Origin of the sequence: Cohnella sp. LGH, from assembly GCF_017671885.1 — a bacterium.
GTDB lineage: Bacteria > Bacillota > Bacilli > Paenibacillales > Paenibacillaceae > Cohnella > Cohnella phaseoli.
In genome coordinates this window covers 832,210-851,450 of record NZ_CP072117.1, presented here as the reverse complement: position 1 = coordinate 851,450, position 19,241 = coordinate 832,210, and the positions used below count along the sequence as shown (strand labels likewise).

Genomic DNA, 19,241 nt, shown 5'->3' with positions numbered 1-19,241 from the left:
TCCTTTTAATTCATCTTTTTCGGGCTAAATCCCGCCGGACAACAAAAAAAACGACCTCCTCCCTCCCATTATTGGGAGTGGGGAAGCCGTTTTTTTTAGGCCATTGTCCGCGCAGACCGCTCGCTCAGGAATCCCGGCGCAGCCGCTCGCGGTATTCCTGCGGCGTCGCGCCGAACTGCCGACGGAACACTTTAATGAAATAATTGGCATTCATGTAGCCCGTCATGCAGCCGATTTCATAGATTTTAACGTCCGTGCTGCCGAGCAACTGGGCCGCCCGCTCCATCCGCAGACGGGTCAAGTATTCGCTGATGCCCTCTCCCGTTTCCTTCTTATAGATTTTGGACAGATGCGTCGGGTGCATATAGATGTAATCGGCCATTCTCTGCAACGATAGATCCTCGGCCAGCCGCTCCGCAATGAATTGCTGAAGCCGGACAATCGCATCCGACCTCCCCCCCGCCCTCTCGTCCCCCTCCTTGCGAAGCAAATCCAAAATTTCGGAGATCCAACTTTTCAACCGCACCGGAGTCCACAAGAAGGCCGAGTCCGGGCTCGGCCCGGGGACCCTGCCGAGAAATTCCGTCAACCGTCGTCCGCGTTTGTGCAAATGCGTGCACAAAGCGGCGGCGAACGTTAAATATACCTCTGCCGATTGCTCGGTCTTGGAGCCGTCAGGAGCGTCGGCATACTCCAGCGCGCGGTTCATCTTATCTCCGATCGCGTCCCAATCGCCAATTTCGAACAAGTGCCTGAGCAGCGGCGGCTCATGCAAGCAGCGCAAATAGCCGGGTTCGGCGGTTCTCGCCTCGTCGGCCTTAATGAGGAATTGTCCCTGCGGAGAGCTCCCGTCGCGAATCGCCGACAGCGTACGCTCGTACATGTCCGGAACCTCCGAAGGAAATTCGCCGATTCCGCTCATATACAAAGTAACATTCGCTTTCAGAAATTGCTCCGCATGCTTATGGAATAAAACCGCGCAGCGTTCCGCGTCCCGGATCGCAGACTTTTCGCCCTCGGGCAAAAGGGAGCCGGCACGTCCCACAGGCTTGACGAGAAACACGAGCTGGCCGTGGGCGTCGCGGCAGCGCCAGAAATGAAAATCGTCGGAGAACGTTTCCTCGGCGATATTTTCCAGCCCGTACGCCAACAAGGCGGCATCCTCGCGATCCTCCGCCCCCTCGGAATGCTCCGTTCTCGCCAGCAACAGAATGCAGCCGTCCCCCTTGCCGTAAGGGAGCCCGAACCATGCCAGCTTCTCTGCCAGCTCGGACTCGGCCATCCGAAGACCCGCGATCAGATCGTTGAGATGCTTCGCCTTCAATTCCGGCTCGTACGTACGCAGCGTGCGCATCGCTCGCTCCGCCGAAGCGATCTCCTCCCATTCCCCGCGCAGCTGCTCGATCGCTTGGCCGACCGTCTTCTCCAGCGTGTCCTTGCGTACCGGCTTCAGCAAATAATCCGTCGCCTGCCCTTGAAGCGCCTCCTTCGCATAATCGAAATCGGCGTACCCGGTAAGCATGATCACCTTCGTTCTCTTCCATCGCTCTTTGATCGCCTTCAGCAGAGAGATTCCGTCGCAGTCCGGCATCCGGATGTCCGTCAGCACGATGCCGATCGGCGAATCCGCCAGCTTCCGCAGCGCCTCCTCGGCGGAATACGCGACATGCACGGCGCCGATCCCCAGTTCCTCGCAAGGCAGCAGCGCCGCGATTCCGTGCGCGATTTGAGCTTCGTCGTCAACGATCATCACATGGATCATTCGGCCGTTCCTCCGTTTCTCCGGAATAGGGAATGCGCATCTCAATGCGGAAGCCGCCCTCCGGCAGCCGGTCGAAGCTTAATCCCGCTGCCGCGCCATATACGAGTTGAAGCCGCTGATGCACGTTATACATCCCGTACCCGCTGTCCTCCGACCTGGGACCGTCCAGATCGGAGGACAGCGCCCCCAGCTCCTCGCCGGACATGCCCGGTCCGCTGTCGGCAATGTATAGGGCCAGCTCGCCGGGACGAATTTCTCCGCTCACGGACACAAAGCCGGGGCGGGAGAACGGCTCGATTCCGTGCACGACGGCATTTTCCACCAACGGCTGCAGCAGCAGCCGGGGAAACGGCAAGCTTCGCGCCCGTTCCGGCACGTCGATCCGGTAATCGATTCGGGGGAGTCTAATCTTCTGGATCTCCAAATAATTCACGACCAGCGCCAGCTCCTCCGCCAGCGTCGCGTCCGGCTTGTCCGCCCTTGTCGTATAGCGGTAATAATCGCTCAAATTGTGCGACATCGCCGCAACGCCTTCCGCATTGCCCATTTCAGCCATATGAATAATATGCGAGAAGCAGTTGTACAGAAAATGCGGATTGATCTGCGACTGCAATTGCTTCACGCGCGCATCCTTCGTGCGGATTCGCTCCTCGTACACGCGTTCGATCAATTCCTGAATCTGCTCGGCCATCTGATTAAACCGATTGTACAGGAAAGTGAACTCGGAGCTGGCCCGGTCGTGGATCCGGGCTCCGTAATGGCCCAACCGGATATGCTGAACGCCTTCGACCAGCCGTCTGATCGGCACTCTCACATGGCGATAGAGCAAAAGGGCGGACAAAGCAGCCGTGACGAGCATCAGGGCGGATACCAGGTAAAAAAGCCCTCTCTGGCGGGCGATCGGGGCCAGCGACTCGTTCAGGGGCACATAATCGATCAGATATCCTTGCAGAGCTTCGGAGTATAAGAAGGTAGAGAGAACCTTGCCCCCATCCGTAAGCGTCTGGATAACGGAACCGCTTCGATCCGGGAATACGGCCTCAAGCTTCTCTGCCACCTCCCGCGCCTGCTCGGGTAAAGAGTGCCGATTGCCGATGACAATCTCCTCCTCCGGCAACCAGATAAACGGATTGCCCGAGCTGCCTGCCTTGTATTGATCCAGCATGCTCCGAAGACTGAGCCCGGAGAACGTCGTCTCCACTGCAAGGGACGCATTGCGAATGTCGCCGGTTTTTGGCCGACTGTCCGTCATTCTTCTTACGAAAGCCCACGTACTCGGCTGGGCAGGCTCTCCCTTGAAGCTCCAGGAGGTCGGCTTGTCCTCTTCGCGCTCGGATTTGTCGAAGCCGCTTTTGCCGTCGCTCGATACTACGACGTCCAGCATCGGCGCGTATAGCGCGATCCGGTTCGTCCAAGGGCTGGTGATGCTGAGGAGCAGCAGCTTGTTTTCCAGCTCCGCCCGAAGGCGGCTTCGATCGTAGGGATCTTCCGTGAACCGGGTCGCGTATTTCTGGGCTTCAACATCCCTCACCAGCGTCAGCATATTGGCGTTAAGCTGATAGATTTGCGCGTCCAGTTGGCTAAGCAGGAAGCTCAGCTTGTGAACGGACGAAGCTTTGATCTCCTTCTCCACGACGGCGATACCGGTTTGATTGGAGTAGAACAGCAGCAGGAGCATCGGCAGCAGCAAGGAAACGATAACCGCCAGCATTTTGCGAAAAATGTCCCTTTGAATTTGCACGATCTCGTCCTCCCGCCGAACTCCGCCGCTTGCCGACGGCTACTCCTTGACGGCTCCCAGCGTCATTCCTTTAACGAAATATTTTTGCAGAAACGGATACACAACGAGAATCGGAAGCGCTCCCAAAAAGATCTGCGTCGAGCGCAGCCCCCGCTGGGAGAGGTTCTTAATATCCTCGGGATTTAGATTAATCCGCGTCAAATCCAGATTGGCCACCAGCGCCTGGACCATCGTGGCGAGAGGCTGCTTGGCCGCCTCCATATAAATCAAGCCGTCGAACCACGAATTCCAATGACCGACCATCGAAAACAGCGACAGAGTGGCGATCGACGGCATCGATATCGGCAAATACACGTTAATCAAGGTACGAAGGTGCGAAGCGCCGTCGATCTGCGACGCCTCCTCCAGCTCGGCGGGAATGCCGCGAAAAAAGTTCATCATCAGCACGACGTTAAACACGGCGACCGCCCCCGGCAAAATCAGCGCGAGCAGCGTATTGTTAATGCCGGTTTTGACAACGACGATATAAGCGGGAATCAAGCCGCCGTTAAACAGAATCGTCGCAACGAAAAACCAGGAGTACAGCGAACGTCCCTTGAATTTCTCGTCCGCCTTGGACATCGGATAGGCCGCCAATACGCATAGCGCCATGCTCAGCAGCGTTCCCAGCGTCGTGCGCAGCACGCTAATCCAGAGCGCTTGGAGAAACTGAGAGCTGCCGAACGTCTTCGCGTAATTGTCGAGAGTAAAGCCGATCGGCCAGAGCGACACCAGATTGCCCGTAGCCGCCGCGCTGGAGCTGAGCGACACCGCGACGACGTGAACCAGCGGCAGCACGCATGCGATGCTGATGGCCAGGAGCAGCCCGGTATTCGCGAAGGCGAACGCTCGATAGCCTGGTGATTTATAGTACATGGGACCGTCTCCCTCTAGAATATCCGATAATTCGCGTATTTGTAAGCCAGACGATAGGTTAGCGCGATCAGCACTAATGAAACGACCGATTTGAACAGACCGACGGCCGTTGCGAACGAGAATGCGCCTTGCAGCAGCCCGACCTTGTAGACATAAGTGTCGATAATCTCGCCCTTGCCGGCTACGATAGGATTAATCATATTAAAGACCTGGTCGAAGCCCGCGTTCAGCACATTGCCCAGAGAGAGTGTGCCGATTACGACTCCCACTTTAATAATGGAGGGCAGCGTTACATGAAACGTCTGTCTCAGGCGGCTCGCCCCGTCGATTTCCGCAGCCTCGTAGAGCGCAGGGTTTACGCCGGCAAGAGCGGCCAAATAAATGATCGTGCCGAACCCGAATTCCTTCCAGATGTCGCTGACCACCAATGTAAAACGGAACCATCCTCCGCTTCCAAGAAAGAAGACGGAAGGCAGACCGAGTGCGCGCATCGCGGCGTTGACGATTCCGTGCTCCGACAGCATATCCGTCAGAATGCCTCCCAGAATGACCCATGACAGAAAATGCGGCAAGTATACAAGCGTTTGCACGGCTCTCTTCAACAGCAAAATGCGAACCTCGTTCAGCAGCAGCGCGAAGATCAGCGGCGCCACCCAACCGGCAGCCAATTTGGATAGCGCAATCACGAGCGTGTTCTCGATGATTTGGACGATTCTCTCGTCCATGAACATCGTGCGAAAATGCTCCAGCCCTACCCATTCGGAGCCGCCGATGCCCTTGTAGGTTTTGTAGTCCTGAAAGGCGATAACGATACCGGCCATCGGAATATAGCTGTATACGATCAGCAATATGACGGACGGCAGTAAAAAAAGATGGAGCATCCCGTTTCTGCGAAGCCCCCCTTGTCCGGAACGTTTCGCTTGTTGCGCCGAAGCCTGCATATGCTCCCTCCTCCGTAACGGCTCGCATGGACGCAAAGGGGGGGACAGGAGGCTGTCTCATAAGCCAACCCAAGTTGCTGTGAAAGATAATCGATGATAAAGGTGAAAGGGGGATGTACCTCACTCCGATGCTATACACTCCTGAAATCTGAATAGGTAAACCCGTAATAGGGTGATTTCAGGAGAGTATGAGGCAGTCCCCGGGTTAATCGCGACCCACAACGTTTCCACAGCTTAAATAAGAAGCAAACGACGTAGGCGCTGTTCGAAAAATCGTACAAAGCAATTCGAATCAGGCTCAAACGACGGAAATTTGTAGGAAAATTCGTACAAAGCAATTCGAGTAGGTTCAAACGACGGAAGCTTGTAGGAAAATTCGTACAAATCGACCGAAATCGAAGGTTGCAAATCACTTAAGCGTCTTCGATGATTCTGCGGATAACTACCGGTAATTATCTGGAAGTGTTATAGGCCATGATTAGGTCTCCGTGGAGATACACACATCTCTTTTTTATATCGATCCTCTCAAGCAAATCTGCTTATGGGGGACAGCTCCCTCCCCCTCTTCGTTCATGAGCCCCCTAGATCACTGGACCGAGGCATACCATTCGTTAACCTCGTCCGTTATTTGCTGTCCGCCCTTGGACAACCAATCCTGAATGAATTGGTCCAGCTCGGCGTCGGTTAATTTTCCATAGATATACCCGATCGTAACTTCGCTCTCCATCTGGGTGAGCAGCGGCCACTTGCTGACCATCGTTTTCACCGGAGCGCCGATAAACATGTCGCGACGCGCCTTGTCCAGCTGCTTGAGCGAGACGAGCATGCCTTCAAGGAATAACGGCGTGCTGGAGAAAGCCAGCTTCTGCTCATAGATCGTATCTCTCTTCCCGGCAATTACGCGTTCATAGATATTCGGGCCTTCGATCATTCCAGGAGGCGTATTGCCGACCGTCGCCATCGTATACCTCAGATCAATCGCACCGTCCGGGACGTCCCAGCTAGGCTTGCCGTCCACCATCACATAGTCGTAGCCTTCGCCCTGTCCGGCGGCGAACGGACTGTCCGGATCTTCGAGCAATACGCCCATCGAAACGTCGTAGTACTGAAACAGTGCATCCATATGCTCGAAGTCCTTGCGGAACACGTACGTAATGTACACCAGCTTGGTGCCGATGCGGCCGACGGTACCGTCGACGCCGGACGGAAGCTCGTACGGCTTAACGACCGCGCCGGGGACATTCTTCGCCGTATCCTCCAGCGGCCAGGCGCCCATCCAGCCCGGTCCGAAAATGATGCCGGCCTCCCCCGACGTAAACAGCGAAGCCGCCTTCTGCTCATCGTGCGTCGCGAACTCCTTGCCGAGGTACCCTTTCTCGAACCAGAGCTTTAATTTGGCGAGGCCGTCTTTAAATCCGGGCTGCACGGAGCCGTATCGCAGCTTGCCGCCCTCCCCTTTGTCCCAAATATAGGGCTGCGTTCCGCCGAATACGAATTGCGCGTCGCCCATATAGCCTGCAAGCGGCTGCAGCGCCTTGCCGGACAGCGCCAGCGGAACCTTGTCCGGGTATTTCTGCTTAAACGCCTCCAGCAAAGCCTCGAATTGTTCCATCGTCTGAGGCGCTTGCAGGTTGACCGCGTCCAGCCAATCCTGGCGAATCCACATAATCGTATCGCCGATATTTCCGTCCGAGATTGTAGGCAGCCCCCACTTTTTCCCGTCCTTGGTCACGGCCATCCACACGTCCGGATTTTTCGCATAGGCTTCCTTCGTACGCGGCGAAGCGTACTTCTCGAACGATTCGTCGATCGCCATAATTTGTCCGGATTCGATCAGCTCGTTCAGCAGAACGTTATCGCTGATCGGCAGCAGGTCCGGCAGCTTCTCTCCGCTGGCCATCGCCAGTCTGATCTTCTGATTCAACGCGTCTCCCTGGTCGGTCAGCAGCCATTGATACTTCGTCTGAATGCCGAGATTGTCCCGATACCAGCGCGTCAACGGATTGTCCTCGTAAGTGTCGCCGTTCCGAAGCTTATCCAGATCGCGAATGGCGAAAGCGGTCGATATCGTCACCGGCGGATCGAACTTCTTGCGCTTCCAGTCCCCGGCGTCCGACGAGGACGAGCTTTCCTGTGCCGTCGCGGACGGCTGCGACGAAGACGTTTCGCTTTCCCTCGGCTTCGCAGCCTGATTTCCCGAGCAGCCGGCCAGCCATAGCATTAGGCTGACCGCAGCCAGCAAAGATAACGTTTTCACGATTCTGTTCATATCCGTCCCCCTGGATCATAATGACTACCGGGCTTCGCGCGTTGCCTGGCCTCATTATAGCAAGGCGCTTCCGCCGCCCGATATGGAAACCTGTCAAGCTTATCGCACTATATTGGGCGATTGACCTTCTCCAGCGGGAGCCAATCCAGCACTTTGCGGATATGTGCGTCCCAATAGTCCCAAGCGTGCGTGCCCGGACCCTCTTCATAGGTCAGCGACAGCCCCAGCTTGCGGACGTGGTCCAGAAACCGCCGATTGTCGTCGTACAGGAAATCTTCCGTGCCGCAGCACTGATAAAAGGCCGGAAGAGCCTCCTTATCTGCCGCACCCCGCGCGAGACGTTCCGCCAAGGCGAACAAGTCGTTGTCGGATCCGGCTGCCGGACGATCCCCGAACACCTCCTGCGCTTCGTCTCCCATAAAGGCGCCGATACCCGCAAAATCGAGCGCTCCCGACAAGCTGGCTGCCGCAGCATAACGCTCGGGCAAACGCAGCGCCAGCTTAAACGCCCCATAGCCCCCCATCGACAAGCCCGCGACGAACCTTCCTGAGCGGTCGGTCGCAACGGGGAACAGCGCTTCCGCGATGGAGGGAAGTTCCTTGCTGACGAACGTCCAGTATTGACGATGCTTGCCGATGTCGGAATAGAAGCTCCGATGCACTTCCGGCATCACGACAGCCACACCGCGCTCCTCCGCATAGCGTTCGATCGACGTGCGTCTCAGCCAAGTCGAATGATCGTCGGACAAGCCGTGCAGCAGATAAAGTACAGGCAGTCGGCGTCCTCCGTTTTCCCATCCAGTCCCCCCGGCGTTCATCGCGAGCGCTTGCGGAACAATCACATTCATAGAAACGGACAAGCTCAAAATATCCGAATAAAAACCGCATTGAATAAGCGCCATACTTCTTCCTCCCCTTGATAAATTCCATATCGTTCAGCCGCCGCAATTTTCTCCCCAATCGTTGTACGAACCTATCGTAGATCCGCCCGAAACCATTTTCAACAAGCTCGGAGGAAACGACTGATAAGTAACGATAAACCTAAAAAAGTCGCATGCCTCTATGCGAGGAGCGACTGGTACGTGCGAGCAGACAAGTAGAAAAAGGAGCCGAACCGCTGTCCGACTCCCTCTACGACCTTATGCGATGACCGTTCTAAAAAGGTTGCTCCGGCAAATAAACGTCCGCCCCGGCCACCAGATGGTAAATTCCCCGGAAAGTGCCGAGCAGCGTATTCTCGCTCAACTGAATGGGAGCGTTTAGACCGGCGCCGCGAAGCTTGTCGGCCAAGGCAGGAAGAAATAGCTCCCCGCTTTTCGCGATCTGGCCGCCGATTACGATCGCATCCGGCCGGTAGCTTAGCAGAGGCGCTTCCAGAATGCTCCCCATCCCTTCTCCGAACAGCCGGAATACCCGAATCGCCGGTTCATCTCCCGCTAACGCCGCCTGAGCAAGCTCCCTGACATCCTGCCCTTCGTCGAGACGCAGCCCCAGCTGCGCAGCCAATCCAAGCACGCCCCGACGGGATACGAAGTCGTCCGCTACGCCGTTCTCGTAAGGCAGATGATACAGCCACCCGTTCTCCGGCACGTCCGAACGCCGCTTGACCAGTCGTCCGTTCTCGACGAAGCAGGAGCCTAAGCCGGTCCCGATCGTCATGCATACGACGCGATTGTAGGCGCTGGCGGCCCCGTGCACAGCCTCGCCGAGAGCGAACAAGGAGGCGTCGTTCTCGAACGCGAGCCGCCAGCCCGGAGCCAGGGATGCCGCGATGCCGGCATCTTGCTCGCAGCCGCTCCTGAGCTTCTCCCCTATATTTACCCCGTAGATCGCCTCGAACTTATTCAGCTCGCGAATATAACTGATCCCGCGCTCGTAGTCGAAAGGCCCGGGAAACGCATAACCGATTCCGCTAATTCGCGCCCCCGGATCCCCATTTATTTTCGCCGCCAATTCCCGTGTAATCGAAATAAAATGAGCTATGATCTCCTCGGCGGTCCCGTTCGCGCATGACTCGTATTGCGTCAGCGACTGTTCCAGCACCGTGCCGTCCGCAGCGATAATTCCGGCTTTGATATAGGTTCCCCCGACATCGAAAGCAAGCAAAAACCCGTTATTCATCTGCGTATCCCCCTAAAGCGTTCAAGACCGAACATAGGCTTTGATCGTAACAATCTTCCCGCCTTCGCTCGGGCCGCTAGGACGAATTGTGTAGCTTGAGACAGACGCCGGAACAATAAACGTTTCCGCATACCGTACAACAAAAGGCTCGAACTCGCCACTCGGACTTTCCACGACCGCTTCTTCGCCTTCAACGAGATTCAGCATATGCACGCTTCCGTTCGCTTCGTGCAGAACCGGCTCCGAGAACCAGTGCCGACGGGTTTCGATAAACTGAAATTCATGCAGGCCCGTTCGTTCCTCCCGCCAGCCCGTTCCTCCTCCGACCTGCTCAACCGGATTGACGAGCTGATTCTCAACCCAGGATGTCGTGCGATCCCACTGAATCACTTTCTCGCCATGCTCAAGATGAACGGGACGCGGCTTGCCGTCCAGCCCGATCTGTCCCCAATCCCACAGCTTAAAGGTGAAAATGTAAGGCGTTGCGCTGATCTCCAGAACCATGCAATTCGATGCCGAGCAGTGAATCGTGCCTGCCGGAATGAGAAAATGGTCGTGTTTGTTCGCGGCATACGTGTTTACGTATTGCTCCGCCGGGAATGAGATCTCTCCCTCCTGAGCGAGCTGCAGATCCCGCAGCATAGCCTCGCCGTCTGCATCTTCCCTCAGACCAAGGTACACGAGAGCGCCCGGCTTGGAATCGAGAATATAGTAGCTCTCATCCTGCGTATAATTCATTCCGAACGTTGAGCGAATGTAGTCCGTCGTCGGATGCACCTGAAGGCTGAGGTTTCCGCCCCCGATCGTATCCAGTAAATCGAAGCGAATCGGAAACTCCGCCCCGAAGCGGGCGTACACTCTGTCGCCAAGAAGCTCGCGTGGCTGGAAAAAAACCAGATTGATGGACGGCAGCTCCATACGAACCGAGCCGTACCGGAAATATAGACTGTTCTCTTCCGGGACGCCGTCGAAGCCCCATGCATACGGGTTCTCTCTTGGCGGCAAATCGATCTTCTCCTCCAGCCACTTGCCTCCCCATACGCCTGGATCGAAATAAGGAACGAGACGGAACGGCTGCGAAGCCGTCTGCCGAAGCCCGGCCATCAGGGCATCCCGGGTCACCATTTTCGGATCGTCCTTGGCGTTGGTATCCAGATAATAGTCGATTCGGGAAAATAGTTGGCGCTTCAGCCGATCAGCCATACGCCATTCGAAGAAGAAACCCGCTTTGTACTTGCGAAGAGTTTCCTCCTCCCGGTTGTCCAGACGCCAATTGCCGAATTCCTTCGATCGATAGCGCTGCTGAATTTCCCAGCGGGCAATATCCGCATAGACCAGGATATCCCCCTCCGCAACCAGCGATGCGCCAAAGCCGATGACGACGACCAGCCCGTCCTCGACCGTATCCGCTTCATTTTTCAAATCTTGCAGCAGCTCCCGCGAATAAAACTCGTCGACCGTACAAGGCGACATATACCCGAATACCCTATCGTCGGTCAAATAGCGCTGGATTAGCGCCTTGATTTGCTCGCCGGGCATCGCCGCCTGCTCGGAACGGATTACCTTGGTGAGGTTAAGCCGCGATTGAAGCGCCTGAATGATTTCTTCTTGCCGAACTGTCGGGTAGCATTCGACGACCAGCACCGTTTTACGGCGCGGCGAGCGGCCGATCCGGTCTTGAAGCTCCGATGCGATCTGATCGTAGCTTTGCCACGCATATTGATCCCAGTCTTTGATTGGCACGGTAGGCGTCAGATTATAGCTTTTTTTATTGTTCGCATTGGATGACATTTGTACGAAGCACCTCCTTCAGCTTAATCACGTTCAATCAAACTATATCATATATTAACATTAATTATCACATTATAACATGTGATCTTAAAAAAAATCTGCCCTATAATAGAATAGGCAGATTTAATCGCTCGTCTATCGCCTCTAGACGATGTGCAAGGGGATATTGTGTCGATTGAAGTAATCCGCTATGTCCGCAGGTATTCCGCTATCCGTTATCACGGCGGAAACCTCGGTCGCCATGACTGTCGTCGTGAACGACCTGGCCCCAAACTTGGACGAGTCCAGCAGCATAACGGTTTGCCGGGCGGAACGAACCATCGCCTGCTTCACTCGGGTATCCAGCAAATTAGGATCGGTGAAGCCGGTGTCCAAAGTAAAGCCAAGCCCGGACAAGAACACTTTATCGGCATGAAACTGCTCGAAGAACGATTCCGCGACCGGACCGACGAATGTGCCGGATTGCTCCCGCAGCGTCCCTCCGCAGCTCAGCACGACATGCCGCCCCGCTCTCTCCCGCAACGAATTTAACGTGCTTAATCCGTTCGTCAGCACCGTCAATTGGGAGAACGGATGCAAATACGCGGCCATGCGAGCCACAGTCGTCCCACCTTCGAGAACGAGCACGTCTCCCTCATGAACGAAATGCGTAACGGCATAAGCAGCCAGCCGTTCCTTGACATCCTTATTCCGGCTTTCTTTATCGGTTGCCTGCGGTTCCTTTACATAATCCGGAGCAAGTATCGCTCCGCCATGCGACAGGATCACATTCCCGCTGGATTCTAATTGCTTCAAATCGCGGCGAACCGTCATCTCGGACACGTTCAACACTTGGCTAAGCTGTTTAATCGTACATCCGCCTTCATTGGCTAAATGCTCGATAATCGCGGATTTGCGCTGAATGGGAAGCACGCCATGCACCTCAACTTTTCAATTTCAATCATAATATAACATACGATTTCAATTTGGCGAAGGACGCTGCTGAGAGAGTCGGTTTCAGTTAGCTAAAATCAAGTTAGATTTGGCCGAATAGCTGTTTTAATTTTATAATTTACATACATAATAGTGCTTTCTAATGAATTGACGGGACGATCTATTCTTCTGTGAAAATGCGGCCAGGGGACCTCATGCCAAGGCACAGTCTACGGGAGGAATTGTTGTTATGGCAGATCAGGCACTTGTAGTGACGGAAGACGATGTGCGGGCTATGCTGCTTGCAGGGGACAGCATTGTCGGACAAGCCGGCCGAAGCATGCTGGCAAAAGTATTGAAAGGCTCGCGCGACAAGAAGCTGCTTGCGATTGGACTGGACAAAAGCGCAGGGTACGGGTACTTTCGATCTCTGACGTTGGACCAGATTACAGAGCGTGTCGACTGGATGATCCTGCACGACTTCTTTGCGATTGATTACGATCGGGACATGCCGCTGCTCGTATTCACGGACCGAGGCTGGGAAATCCAGATCGAGAATATGACGGAGCTAATGTTGAAACAGTGGGAGATGTGGGCCGATACAGTTCCCCAGGATCTGGATATGACCTATTTAAAGGATCTGAACCGCAGCATGATCCTGCTGTTTCTCGAGAAGGTCGCACGCACGCGCGACGCTCGGTACCTCCCGCTGCTGCGACAATGGGCGCCGATAGACTATCGGAAGGTGCGAGAAGCAATCGGGAAAGTGATCGACTATCTGGAACAAGGGAATTCTGAGTCGCCGTTAATGCTGGAAGGCGCTCACAGGTCGTTCTACTACACGCCTGGAGAGCCTCTCATCGAGAAGCGTGGCAGCGAACGTCTGAAGTGCTGGGAGTGCGGCAAAAGATTCGAGTGGACTGTCGAGGAGCAGGACATGTTCCGCATGCGCGGTTGGAAACCCCCAAAGCGATGCGAATCGTGCCGAGAGAAGCGCCATGGACAGCGCGAAGCTTGGTTGTGAACGCGTAGCCGCACATTCAGGTAACCGGTTCGAGAGTGCGGCCATCCTCTTACGGTCTGCCAGACCGTTACACGCGCAAATTCGTGCGGGCGCCCCTCTCTTACGGTCTGCCAGACCGTTACACGCGCAAATTCGTGCGGGCGCCCCTCTCTTACGGTCTGCCAGACCGTTACACGCGCAAATTCGTGCAAATTCGAACACTCGATGAAATCATGATCGCTAGCACTGTATATATAAACAAAAAAATTGCGGGCAAAAACCCGCAATCCGTGATTGTGTAATGGTCGGGACGACACGATTTGAACATGCGACCTCTTGGACCCGAACCAAGCGCTCTACCAAGCTGAGCTACGTCCCGACAAATATGAAATTAGTGCCTCGACCAACAAGCGACATGAGTCAAAAAAAAGCCCGTAGGCTTGTCGTCTTGTTTGTTATAAATGGAGCGGGTGATGGGAATCGAACCCACGCTATTAGCTTGGAAGGCTAAAGTTCTACCATTGAACTACACCCGCAAAACGATGGTCGGGACGACACGATTCGAACATGCGACCCCCTGGTCCCAAACCAGGTGCTCTACCAAGCTGAGCTACGTCCCGACAATTATGAGTAAAAATGGCGCGCCCTGAGAGATTCGAACTCCCGGCCTTTTGATTCGTAGTCAAACGCTCTATCCAGCTGAGCTAAGGGCGCATATGGAGCGGAAAACGGGATTCGAACCCGCGACCTTCTCGTTGGCAACGAGATGCTCTACCACTGAGCTATTTCCGCATGATTTTGGGCATTTCCGCCGCCGCCCGTTTAGTTCGTATCACTTGAGGCGACAAGAAATAATATAACAAATACCTAAAACAATTGCAAGCCCCTTTTACAAAGTTTTTTTATTTTTTTCATTCACCTGTTCTAGCCCCTTCGAAAACGCGCTTTTCCGCCACCCTTCCCGTTGACGTTAACGGAGTCGGCGTCCTTATGCGCAGGCAGACTCAAGAACCTGGCCTGCGCAAAAGCCGTTCACCGCTTTAACGATAATCAGATAAGATCGGACTTCTCCAACAACCGCTTCAGAAGAGCGGCTACCTCCGCCCGGGTAATCTGGGCTTTAGGAGCCAGACGTCCGTCCTTGGCGCCGGACGCGATTCCGGCCTGCGTCGCCGCGGCAACGCCGCTTCTCGCATAGGCGGACACCTCGGCGGCGTCGGCAAAAGGCAAGCTCGCCTTCGTTCCTGTCGCTACGTCGGTCTTTAATCCGGTTAAGGACATCGCTCTGGCGATCATGACCAGCGCCTGCTCGCGGGTCATGCGAGCTGTTGGACGGAACGTACCGTCCTCGAATCCGCCGATCATTCCGTAAACGTATGCCGTATGCACCGTATCCGCGTACCAAACGCCCGGATTCACATCTGCAAATGAAATCGTCGTCCCCTCCGCCTGCGGAAGCCCTAACGCGCGTACGAGCATCGCGGCGAATTCGGCCCGGGTAACCGGCCGATCCGGTCCGAACGTCCCCTTTTCCCCGTTGATTACGAGTCTGGCGCTCATCTCCGCGATATCTTCCTCCGCCCAATGGCCCGCCATATCCGAGAAATGAACCGGGCGCGAAACGAGCGCATACACACTATTGGTCAGACTGCTTATTCTTGCATACTGCTTGCCGTCTCTCTTAATCAGCTTAGTTGGCGCATGCCGCAAGCTTCCGTTATCGTCCATGACAACTCCCGTCGATATTCCAGCCCCGGCAGCGCCGTCCGGAAGCGCGATCAGCCGTTCTACATAGCCATTAAAGCGGGAGATTGGCACGGACTTCGCCCCCTGCACGGCGCGAATCGCAAATTCAATCGGCGAGCCGCGCAGTTCAAGCCGTTCTGCGGCCGCAGTCTTCGCGAGCCGCTCCTGAGCGGTCTCCGACGGAAGGAAAGCTTCGACCCGCAGGCTGAAGCCGGTTTGCCCCGCTGCACCGCCGAGACGCCGCATTACGTCCGCCAGATCGATCGCCTCGACGGGAACAGGGTATATGCCTGTCCCGATATCCAGCTCGACGGTGGCGTGTCGCTGCTGCAGCATTCGCAGCGCTTGCGCGTCCAGCACCACGACTAACCCGCCCGCCGAGCGATCCGCGACCTTGAGCGTGGCGTTGGCGCCTTCGCTTGCAGAAAGCACGCGCTCCAATAGGACGGAATCGACGACCAACAACGTCGCCTCCCGATCTCCCAGCCGTTCCTTCGCCGTTGCTCCCAGACTTGCGACTTGACCATTCACCCAAACCTGTACGCTCGCAGCCGGGTTCTCCTTCGATTCCGCCGGCGTCTGCGGCGCGGACGATCCGCCTCCGCCTCCTCCGCCGACGTTGCCTCCATTACCGCCATTCCCCCCGCTTTCTCCGCCTCCCGGATTGCCTCCGTTGGAGGCCGCTCTTGGCGTCACTTCATTAGAGAGCTCCGAAGGCAAGCCCGAACCGGCAACATTAACCGCGGTGACGGTAAAGGCATACGCCGTTCCGTTCTCCAATCCTGTCACGGCGATCGGACTTCCCGCTCCTGCGGCGACCATTCGTCCGGCTGCATCAGCCACTTCGTACCGAACAATCGGACTGCCTCCGTTGCTAGCGGGGGCCTCGAATCTAACCTCGGCTCTGCCGTCGCCGGCCGTCGCGACGACGCCGCGCGGAACTCCCGGAACCGTTCTCGGAACGGAGACAAGCTCGTTGGACAGCTCGCTGTCCACGCCCGCATACGAAGCCTGAACGACGAAGGAATAGGCTGTTCCGTTCGTCAATCCCGTTGCCGTATAACCATACACAGCGCCGGTTACGGTGTACGCCGGCGCAGCATACGAATCTTCGCCCGTGCGCCAATAGATTCTGTAGTCGGTCGCCCCCGCAGCAGGCGACCATGTCAAGCTCACCTGACCGTCGCCCGCTTCCGCCGCCATGAGAACAGGCGCATCCGCCGAATCCACCGGCCGGATCGTCACGTTCGCCGTATAGCTTTGCTCCGATCCGTCCGCCGCCGTCACTGTATAGATCACCGGCCCGGTGAAATCGCGGGCTTCCTCGGGTGCAGGCGTCACTGACGCTCCGGTATAAGCAATCGTCGGCATCAGCGCCTTCACATTCGTCCCGTAAGGAACCGACACCGAGATCGTCTTCTCCGTCTCGTCGACGATCCCGATCGCCGGCGGCGTCAGGCCGTCAAAACGGAAAGCTTCAATCGTCTTAACGGCAGACTTCTCCGCATTGACCCCGTCTACCACCTGCTGAAGCGCCGCTAAATCCCGAATGACTCCGACTTGAGCGATCGCTTCCCTGTAACTCTGCAAATAAGCAGCCACAACCCCCTCGATACCCGCCGAGATCAAATCCGCATAAGCAAGCTCGCCGACATCCTCTCCCGCGGCGTAGGACCGGATCTTCGCCAGCGCCGGCCCCGGCTCGGCGGCAAACAACGTATAGTACTCGGCTCCGCTTGCATCGTAATAAGGACCGTAGACCTCCCTATTCGAGCCAACATTGACGCTAGGCCTCACGCCCATAGCCGTAGAATTGAAATACCAGTACGAGAACGTCCCGTTCTTTCTCACGTAAAAGATGCTCGGACTGTTGTCGTAGCTGGGAGAACGCGTCCAGTAATCCGCATTGATCGTCCGATAGTTTTCCGAACCGGACACAAGCGTACCGTGATCCTTATACATATTATAGGTATCGGCGTATCCCCACTCGGCGACCGACAGCAGGAATACGGTCTCGTCCGTCAGCGTCTGGCCGTACGTCTTCGTCGTCGTCGCTTCTATTGCCGAGCGGAAGCGCTCGGACAAGCTATCATAGAAGTCGGTCCTCAGCCACGTTCGAAGAGCGGAATTTTCCCAGTTGGATAAATCGTAATCAAAGCTGCTATGGAACGCCCGACCGTCGCTCGGCTGAACTCCCTTTAGCGTAAGCAGCGTCAGATCTGCCCCGAAGTGGCCTTGCGCATGCACGATCCACGGTTCTCCGAACTCTTTGGTCTCCTTGACAACCGTTCCAGCGGAAAGAGCCGAAATCGGCTGAGGAACGAGCCTGCGCGCGCGGCTTTGTTCCTCGTTAGCCTTATGGACGAGCTGCTGAAGCACTGCCGGGGAATTCACCGCTCCTGCATGAACGATTGCCCATCGGTAGGCCGCCAGATTGGCCGCGACCGCTCCGGTCGTTCCGGCATTTTCCAGCTCGGCGATCGTCAGCGGCCCGGCGTTCTGATTAGCCGCATAGCCCCGAATAGCCGCCAAAGCGTTCGACCGATCGATCGTTCGCTGCAACTCGGCCAAGTCTGCAATCGTTCCCGATTCGGCTATCGCCGCTTTATAAATCGCCAGATTAAGCGCAATCGTTCTAACTGTCCCGACCTTGGTCAACTCTTCCATCGTCAGCTCGTCGGCATTCCCCGACGCCGCGTATTGCCGGATTCGATCGAACAGCTCCTGCAGCGCTTGTCCATTGGCTTGGTCGATCAATTCCTGCAGCGCCGTCGCGTCGCCAATCGTGCCCGCTCCGGCAACGGCCGCCCGATATCGGGGCAGCTCCTCTGCCTTCACATGACTCATGCCGGAGGCTAACAGCTGCTCAATCGTCAACGGCCTGGCATCCCCAGCCGCCGCATAATCCGCAAATGCGGCAAGCCATGTCGCCCGCTGCGCGGCATTGACGTCCGCCACAAGCTGCTGAACCCGGGAAGCCGAATCTATCGTGCCCGCTCCCGAAATAGCAGCTTTATAGGCCTCCAAGTTCACGGCATACGCCGGAGCGGCATCCATGGCCTCCAACTCCTCCATCGTCAGCTCTTCGGCGCCGTTAGCGGCATAATCTTGCATTCTGGCCAGCACAACCGCCGGATCGGCTACGAACAGCGTGTAAAACTGCCCGCCCGGCCCCGTATAGGGACCGTATACCCGAGCGTTCTTGTCCAGATTCGCACTAGGCCTTACCCCGTAATTCGCTCCCGCATAGTACCGATATTCAATTCCCCCGTCCGGCTTGACCATCAATAGACTCGGACTGTTGTCGTAGCCCGGCGAACGGGTCCAATAGTTCTGGCCCAGCGTTTTGTAGCTCCCCGCCCCGGAAACCGAAGTTCCGTGGTTGAGCTTCATATAGTAGGTATCGGTGTACCCCCACTCCGCCGCGGACAGTAAAAAGATCGTCTCATCCGTAAGCGTGTCGCCGTACGTAACCGTCGTTGTCTCCCGCACCGCGTTCCGAAAACGATCGGACAGACTGCTGTAGAAATCTCCTCTCAGCCACAGGCGAATGTCCGAGTTTTCCCACTTGGAGGTACCGTTTACGTAGCTCGTATAGTAAGGACGGTTGCCACCCGAATGAATTCCTTTTAATACAAGCAGCGTGCGATCCGTTCCGAAATGATCCTGCGACAGCACGATCCACGGCTCCGTAAATCCCCTCGTATCCCGCACGACCGTTCCCGTCGGCAGGTCGGCCAGCCGCTTCTGCGGCTCCGCTCGTACCGCCGCCGTATCCAGCATCGCTCCCAACAGAAACAACAACCCGCTTGCCCAGACAATCAACGCCCATTTTCGCATTGCCAACCGCATAGTTAAATCCCCCGTCTCCCGTTCTATGAATAGCTAAACTTCTATCCGCAAATCGCTAAATTCCGCTTGAATTCCACCTCTCATTTATGGATAATACGACTAGCTCGTCCCCAAGATTAGCCGATTAAGTTTAAGTTTCGTTTAAGTCCGAGCCAAAACGGCCTAATTCGACCTCATCCCCCATCCGA

Annotated in this window: 11 protein-coding genes and 5 tRNA genes; 1 reads left to right on the top strand and 15 read right to left on the bottom strand. The window is 56.1% G+C overall.

Features of this window, described 5'->3' with window-relative positions; genetic code table 11:
• Nucleotides 1-124: 124 nt before the first annotated feature.
• The 9 genes from J4772_RS03380 to J4772_RS03340 all read right to left on the bottom strand — a co-directional run bounded on the left by J4772_RS03380 (nt 125) and on the right by J4772_RS03340 (nt 12,452).
• On the bottom strand, nt 125-1,762 hold the full coding sequence (locus J4772_RS03380; protein ID WP_209074149.1) for a response regulator: 1,638 nt from the start codon (nt 1,760-1,762) through the stop codon (nt 125-127).
• Nucleotides 1,740-3,503 carry a sensor histidine kinase gene (locus J4772_RS03375; protein WP_209074148.1) on the bottom strand — a complete coding sequence of 588 codons (1,764 nt, stop codon included), beginning with the start codon at nt 3,501-3,503 and terminating at the stop codon, nt 1,740-1,742. Before J4772_RS03375 ends, J4772_RS03380 begins: the two co-directional genes overlap by 23 nt.
• A gap of 39 nt (nt 3,504-3,542) precedes the next feature.
• On the bottom strand, nt 3,543-4,418 hold the full coding sequence (locus J4772_RS03370) for a carbohydrate ABC transporter permease (RefSeq protein WP_116061997.1): 876 nt from the start codon (nt 4,416-4,418) through the stop codon (nt 3,543-3,545).
• A gap of 14 nt (nt 4,419-4,432) precedes the next feature.
• Complete coding sequence (locus J4772_RS03365) at nt 4,433-5,359, bottom strand: ABC transporter permease (protein WP_209074147.1); 927 nt, start codon at nt 5,357-5,359, stop codon at nt 4,433-4,435.
• A 586-nt stretch (nt 5,360-5,945) separates the two neighbouring features.
• Entirely contained in the window at nt 5,946-7,628 is a 1,683-nt protein-coding gene (locus J4772_RS03360; RefSeq protein ID WP_209074146.1) for an extracellular solute-binding protein, read from the bottom strand.
• 107 nt (nt 7,629-7,735) lie between these two features.
• Complete coding sequence (locus J4772_RS03355) at nt 7,736-8,530, bottom strand: alpha/beta hydrolase (RefSeq protein ID WP_209074145.1); 795 nt, start codon at nt 8,528-8,530, stop codon at nt 7,736-7,738.
• A 253-nt stretch (nt 8,531-8,783) separates the two neighbouring features.
• Nucleotides 8,784-9,749 (bottom strand): ROK family protein, encoded by a 966-nt coding sequence (locus J4772_RS03350; RefSeq protein ID WP_209074144.1) that lies wholly within the window; start codon nt 9,747-9,749, stop codon nt 8,784-8,786.
• A gap of 21 nt (nt 9,750-9,770) precedes the next feature.
• Complete coding sequence (locus J4772_RS03345; protein WP_209074143.1) at nt 9,771-11,540, bottom strand: class I mannose-6-phosphate isomerase; 1,770 nt, start codon at nt 11,538-11,540, stop codon at nt 9,771-9,773.
• Between the two features lie 144 nt (nt 11,541-11,684).
• Complete coding sequence (locus J4772_RS03340) at nt 11,685-12,452, bottom strand: DeoR/GlpR family DNA-binding transcription regulator (RefSeq protein WP_209074142.1); 768 nt, start codon at nt 12,450-12,452, stop codon at nt 11,685-11,687.
• Nucleotides 12,453-12,702: 250 nt separating this feature from the next.
• Here J4772_RS03340 and J4772_RS03335 point away from each other — a divergent pair, with 250 nt between their 5' ends.
• Entirely contained in the window at nt 12,703-13,476 is a 774-nt protein-coding gene (locus J4772_RS03335; protein WP_247741002.1) for an RQC-minor-1 family DNA-binding protein, read from the top strand.
• 281 nt (nt 13,477-13,757) lie between these two features.
• Here J4772_RS03335 and J4772_RS03330 read toward each other — a convergent pair.
• From J4772_RS03330 to J4772_RS03305, 6 genes are all read right to left on the bottom strand, one after another.
• Nucleotides 13,758-13,834, bottom strand: a tRNA-Pro gene (locus J4772_RS03330).
• 83 nt (nt 13,835-13,917) lie between these two features.
• Nucleotides 13,918-13,991 (bottom strand) — tRNA-Gly (locus tag J4772_RS03325).
• Nucleotides 13,992-13,998: 7 nt separating this feature from the next.
• Nucleotides 13,999-14,075: transfer RNA gene (locus J4772_RS03320), tRNA-Pro, on the bottom strand.
• A gap of 17 nt (nt 14,076-14,092) precedes the next feature.
• Nucleotides 14,093-14,169: transfer RNA gene (locus J4772_RS03315), tRNA-Arg, on the bottom strand.
• Between the two features lie 3 nt (nt 14,170-14,172).
• Nucleotides 14,173-14,247: transfer RNA gene (locus tag J4772_RS03310), tRNA-Gly, on the bottom strand.
• A gap of 258 nt (nt 14,248-14,505) precedes the next feature.
• On the bottom strand, nt 14,506-19,053 hold the full coding sequence (locus J4772_RS03305; RefSeq protein WP_209074141.1) for an S-layer homology domain-containing protein: 4,548 nt from the start codon (nt 19,051-19,053) through the stop codon (nt 14,506-14,508).
• Nucleotides 19,054-19,241 lie beyond the last annotated feature (188 nt).

Coding starts and splice junctions, on each gene's coding strand:
- J4772_RS03345 (WP_209074143.1), bottom strand. CDS start 11,540: ATGTCATCCAATGCGAACAATAAAAAAAGCTATAATCTGACGCCTACC.
- J4772_RS03305 (WP_209074141.1), bottom strand. CDS start 19,053: ATGCGGTTGGCAATGCGAAAATGGGCGTTGATTGTCTGGGCAAGCGGG.
- J4772_RS03335 (WP_247741002.1), top strand. CDS start 12,703: ATGGCAGATCAGGCACTTGTAGTGACGGAAGACGATGTGCGGGCTATG.
- J4772_RS03360 (WP_209074146.1), bottom strand. CDS start 7,628: ATGAACAGAATCGTGAAAACGTTATCTTTGCTGGCTGCGGTCAGCCTA.
- J4772_RS03370 (WP_116061997.1), bottom strand. CDS start 4,418: ATGTACTATAAATCACCAGGCTATCGAGCGTTCGCCTTCGCGAATACC.
- J4772_RS03355 (WP_209074145.1), bottom strand. CDS start 8,530: ATGGCGCTTATTCAATGCGGTTTTTATTCGGATATTTTGAGCTTGTCC.
- J4772_RS03350 (WP_209074144.1), bottom strand. CDS start 9,749: ATGAATAACGGGTTTTTGCTTGCTTTCGATGTCGGGGGAACCTATATC.
- J4772_RS03365 (WP_209074147.1), bottom strand. CDS start 5,359: ATGCAGGCTTCGGCGCAACAAGCGAAACGTTCCGGACAAGGGGGGCTT.
- J4772_RS03380 (WP_209074149.1), bottom strand. CDS start 1,762: ATGATCCATGTGATGATCGTTGACGACGAAGCTCAAATCGCGCACGGA.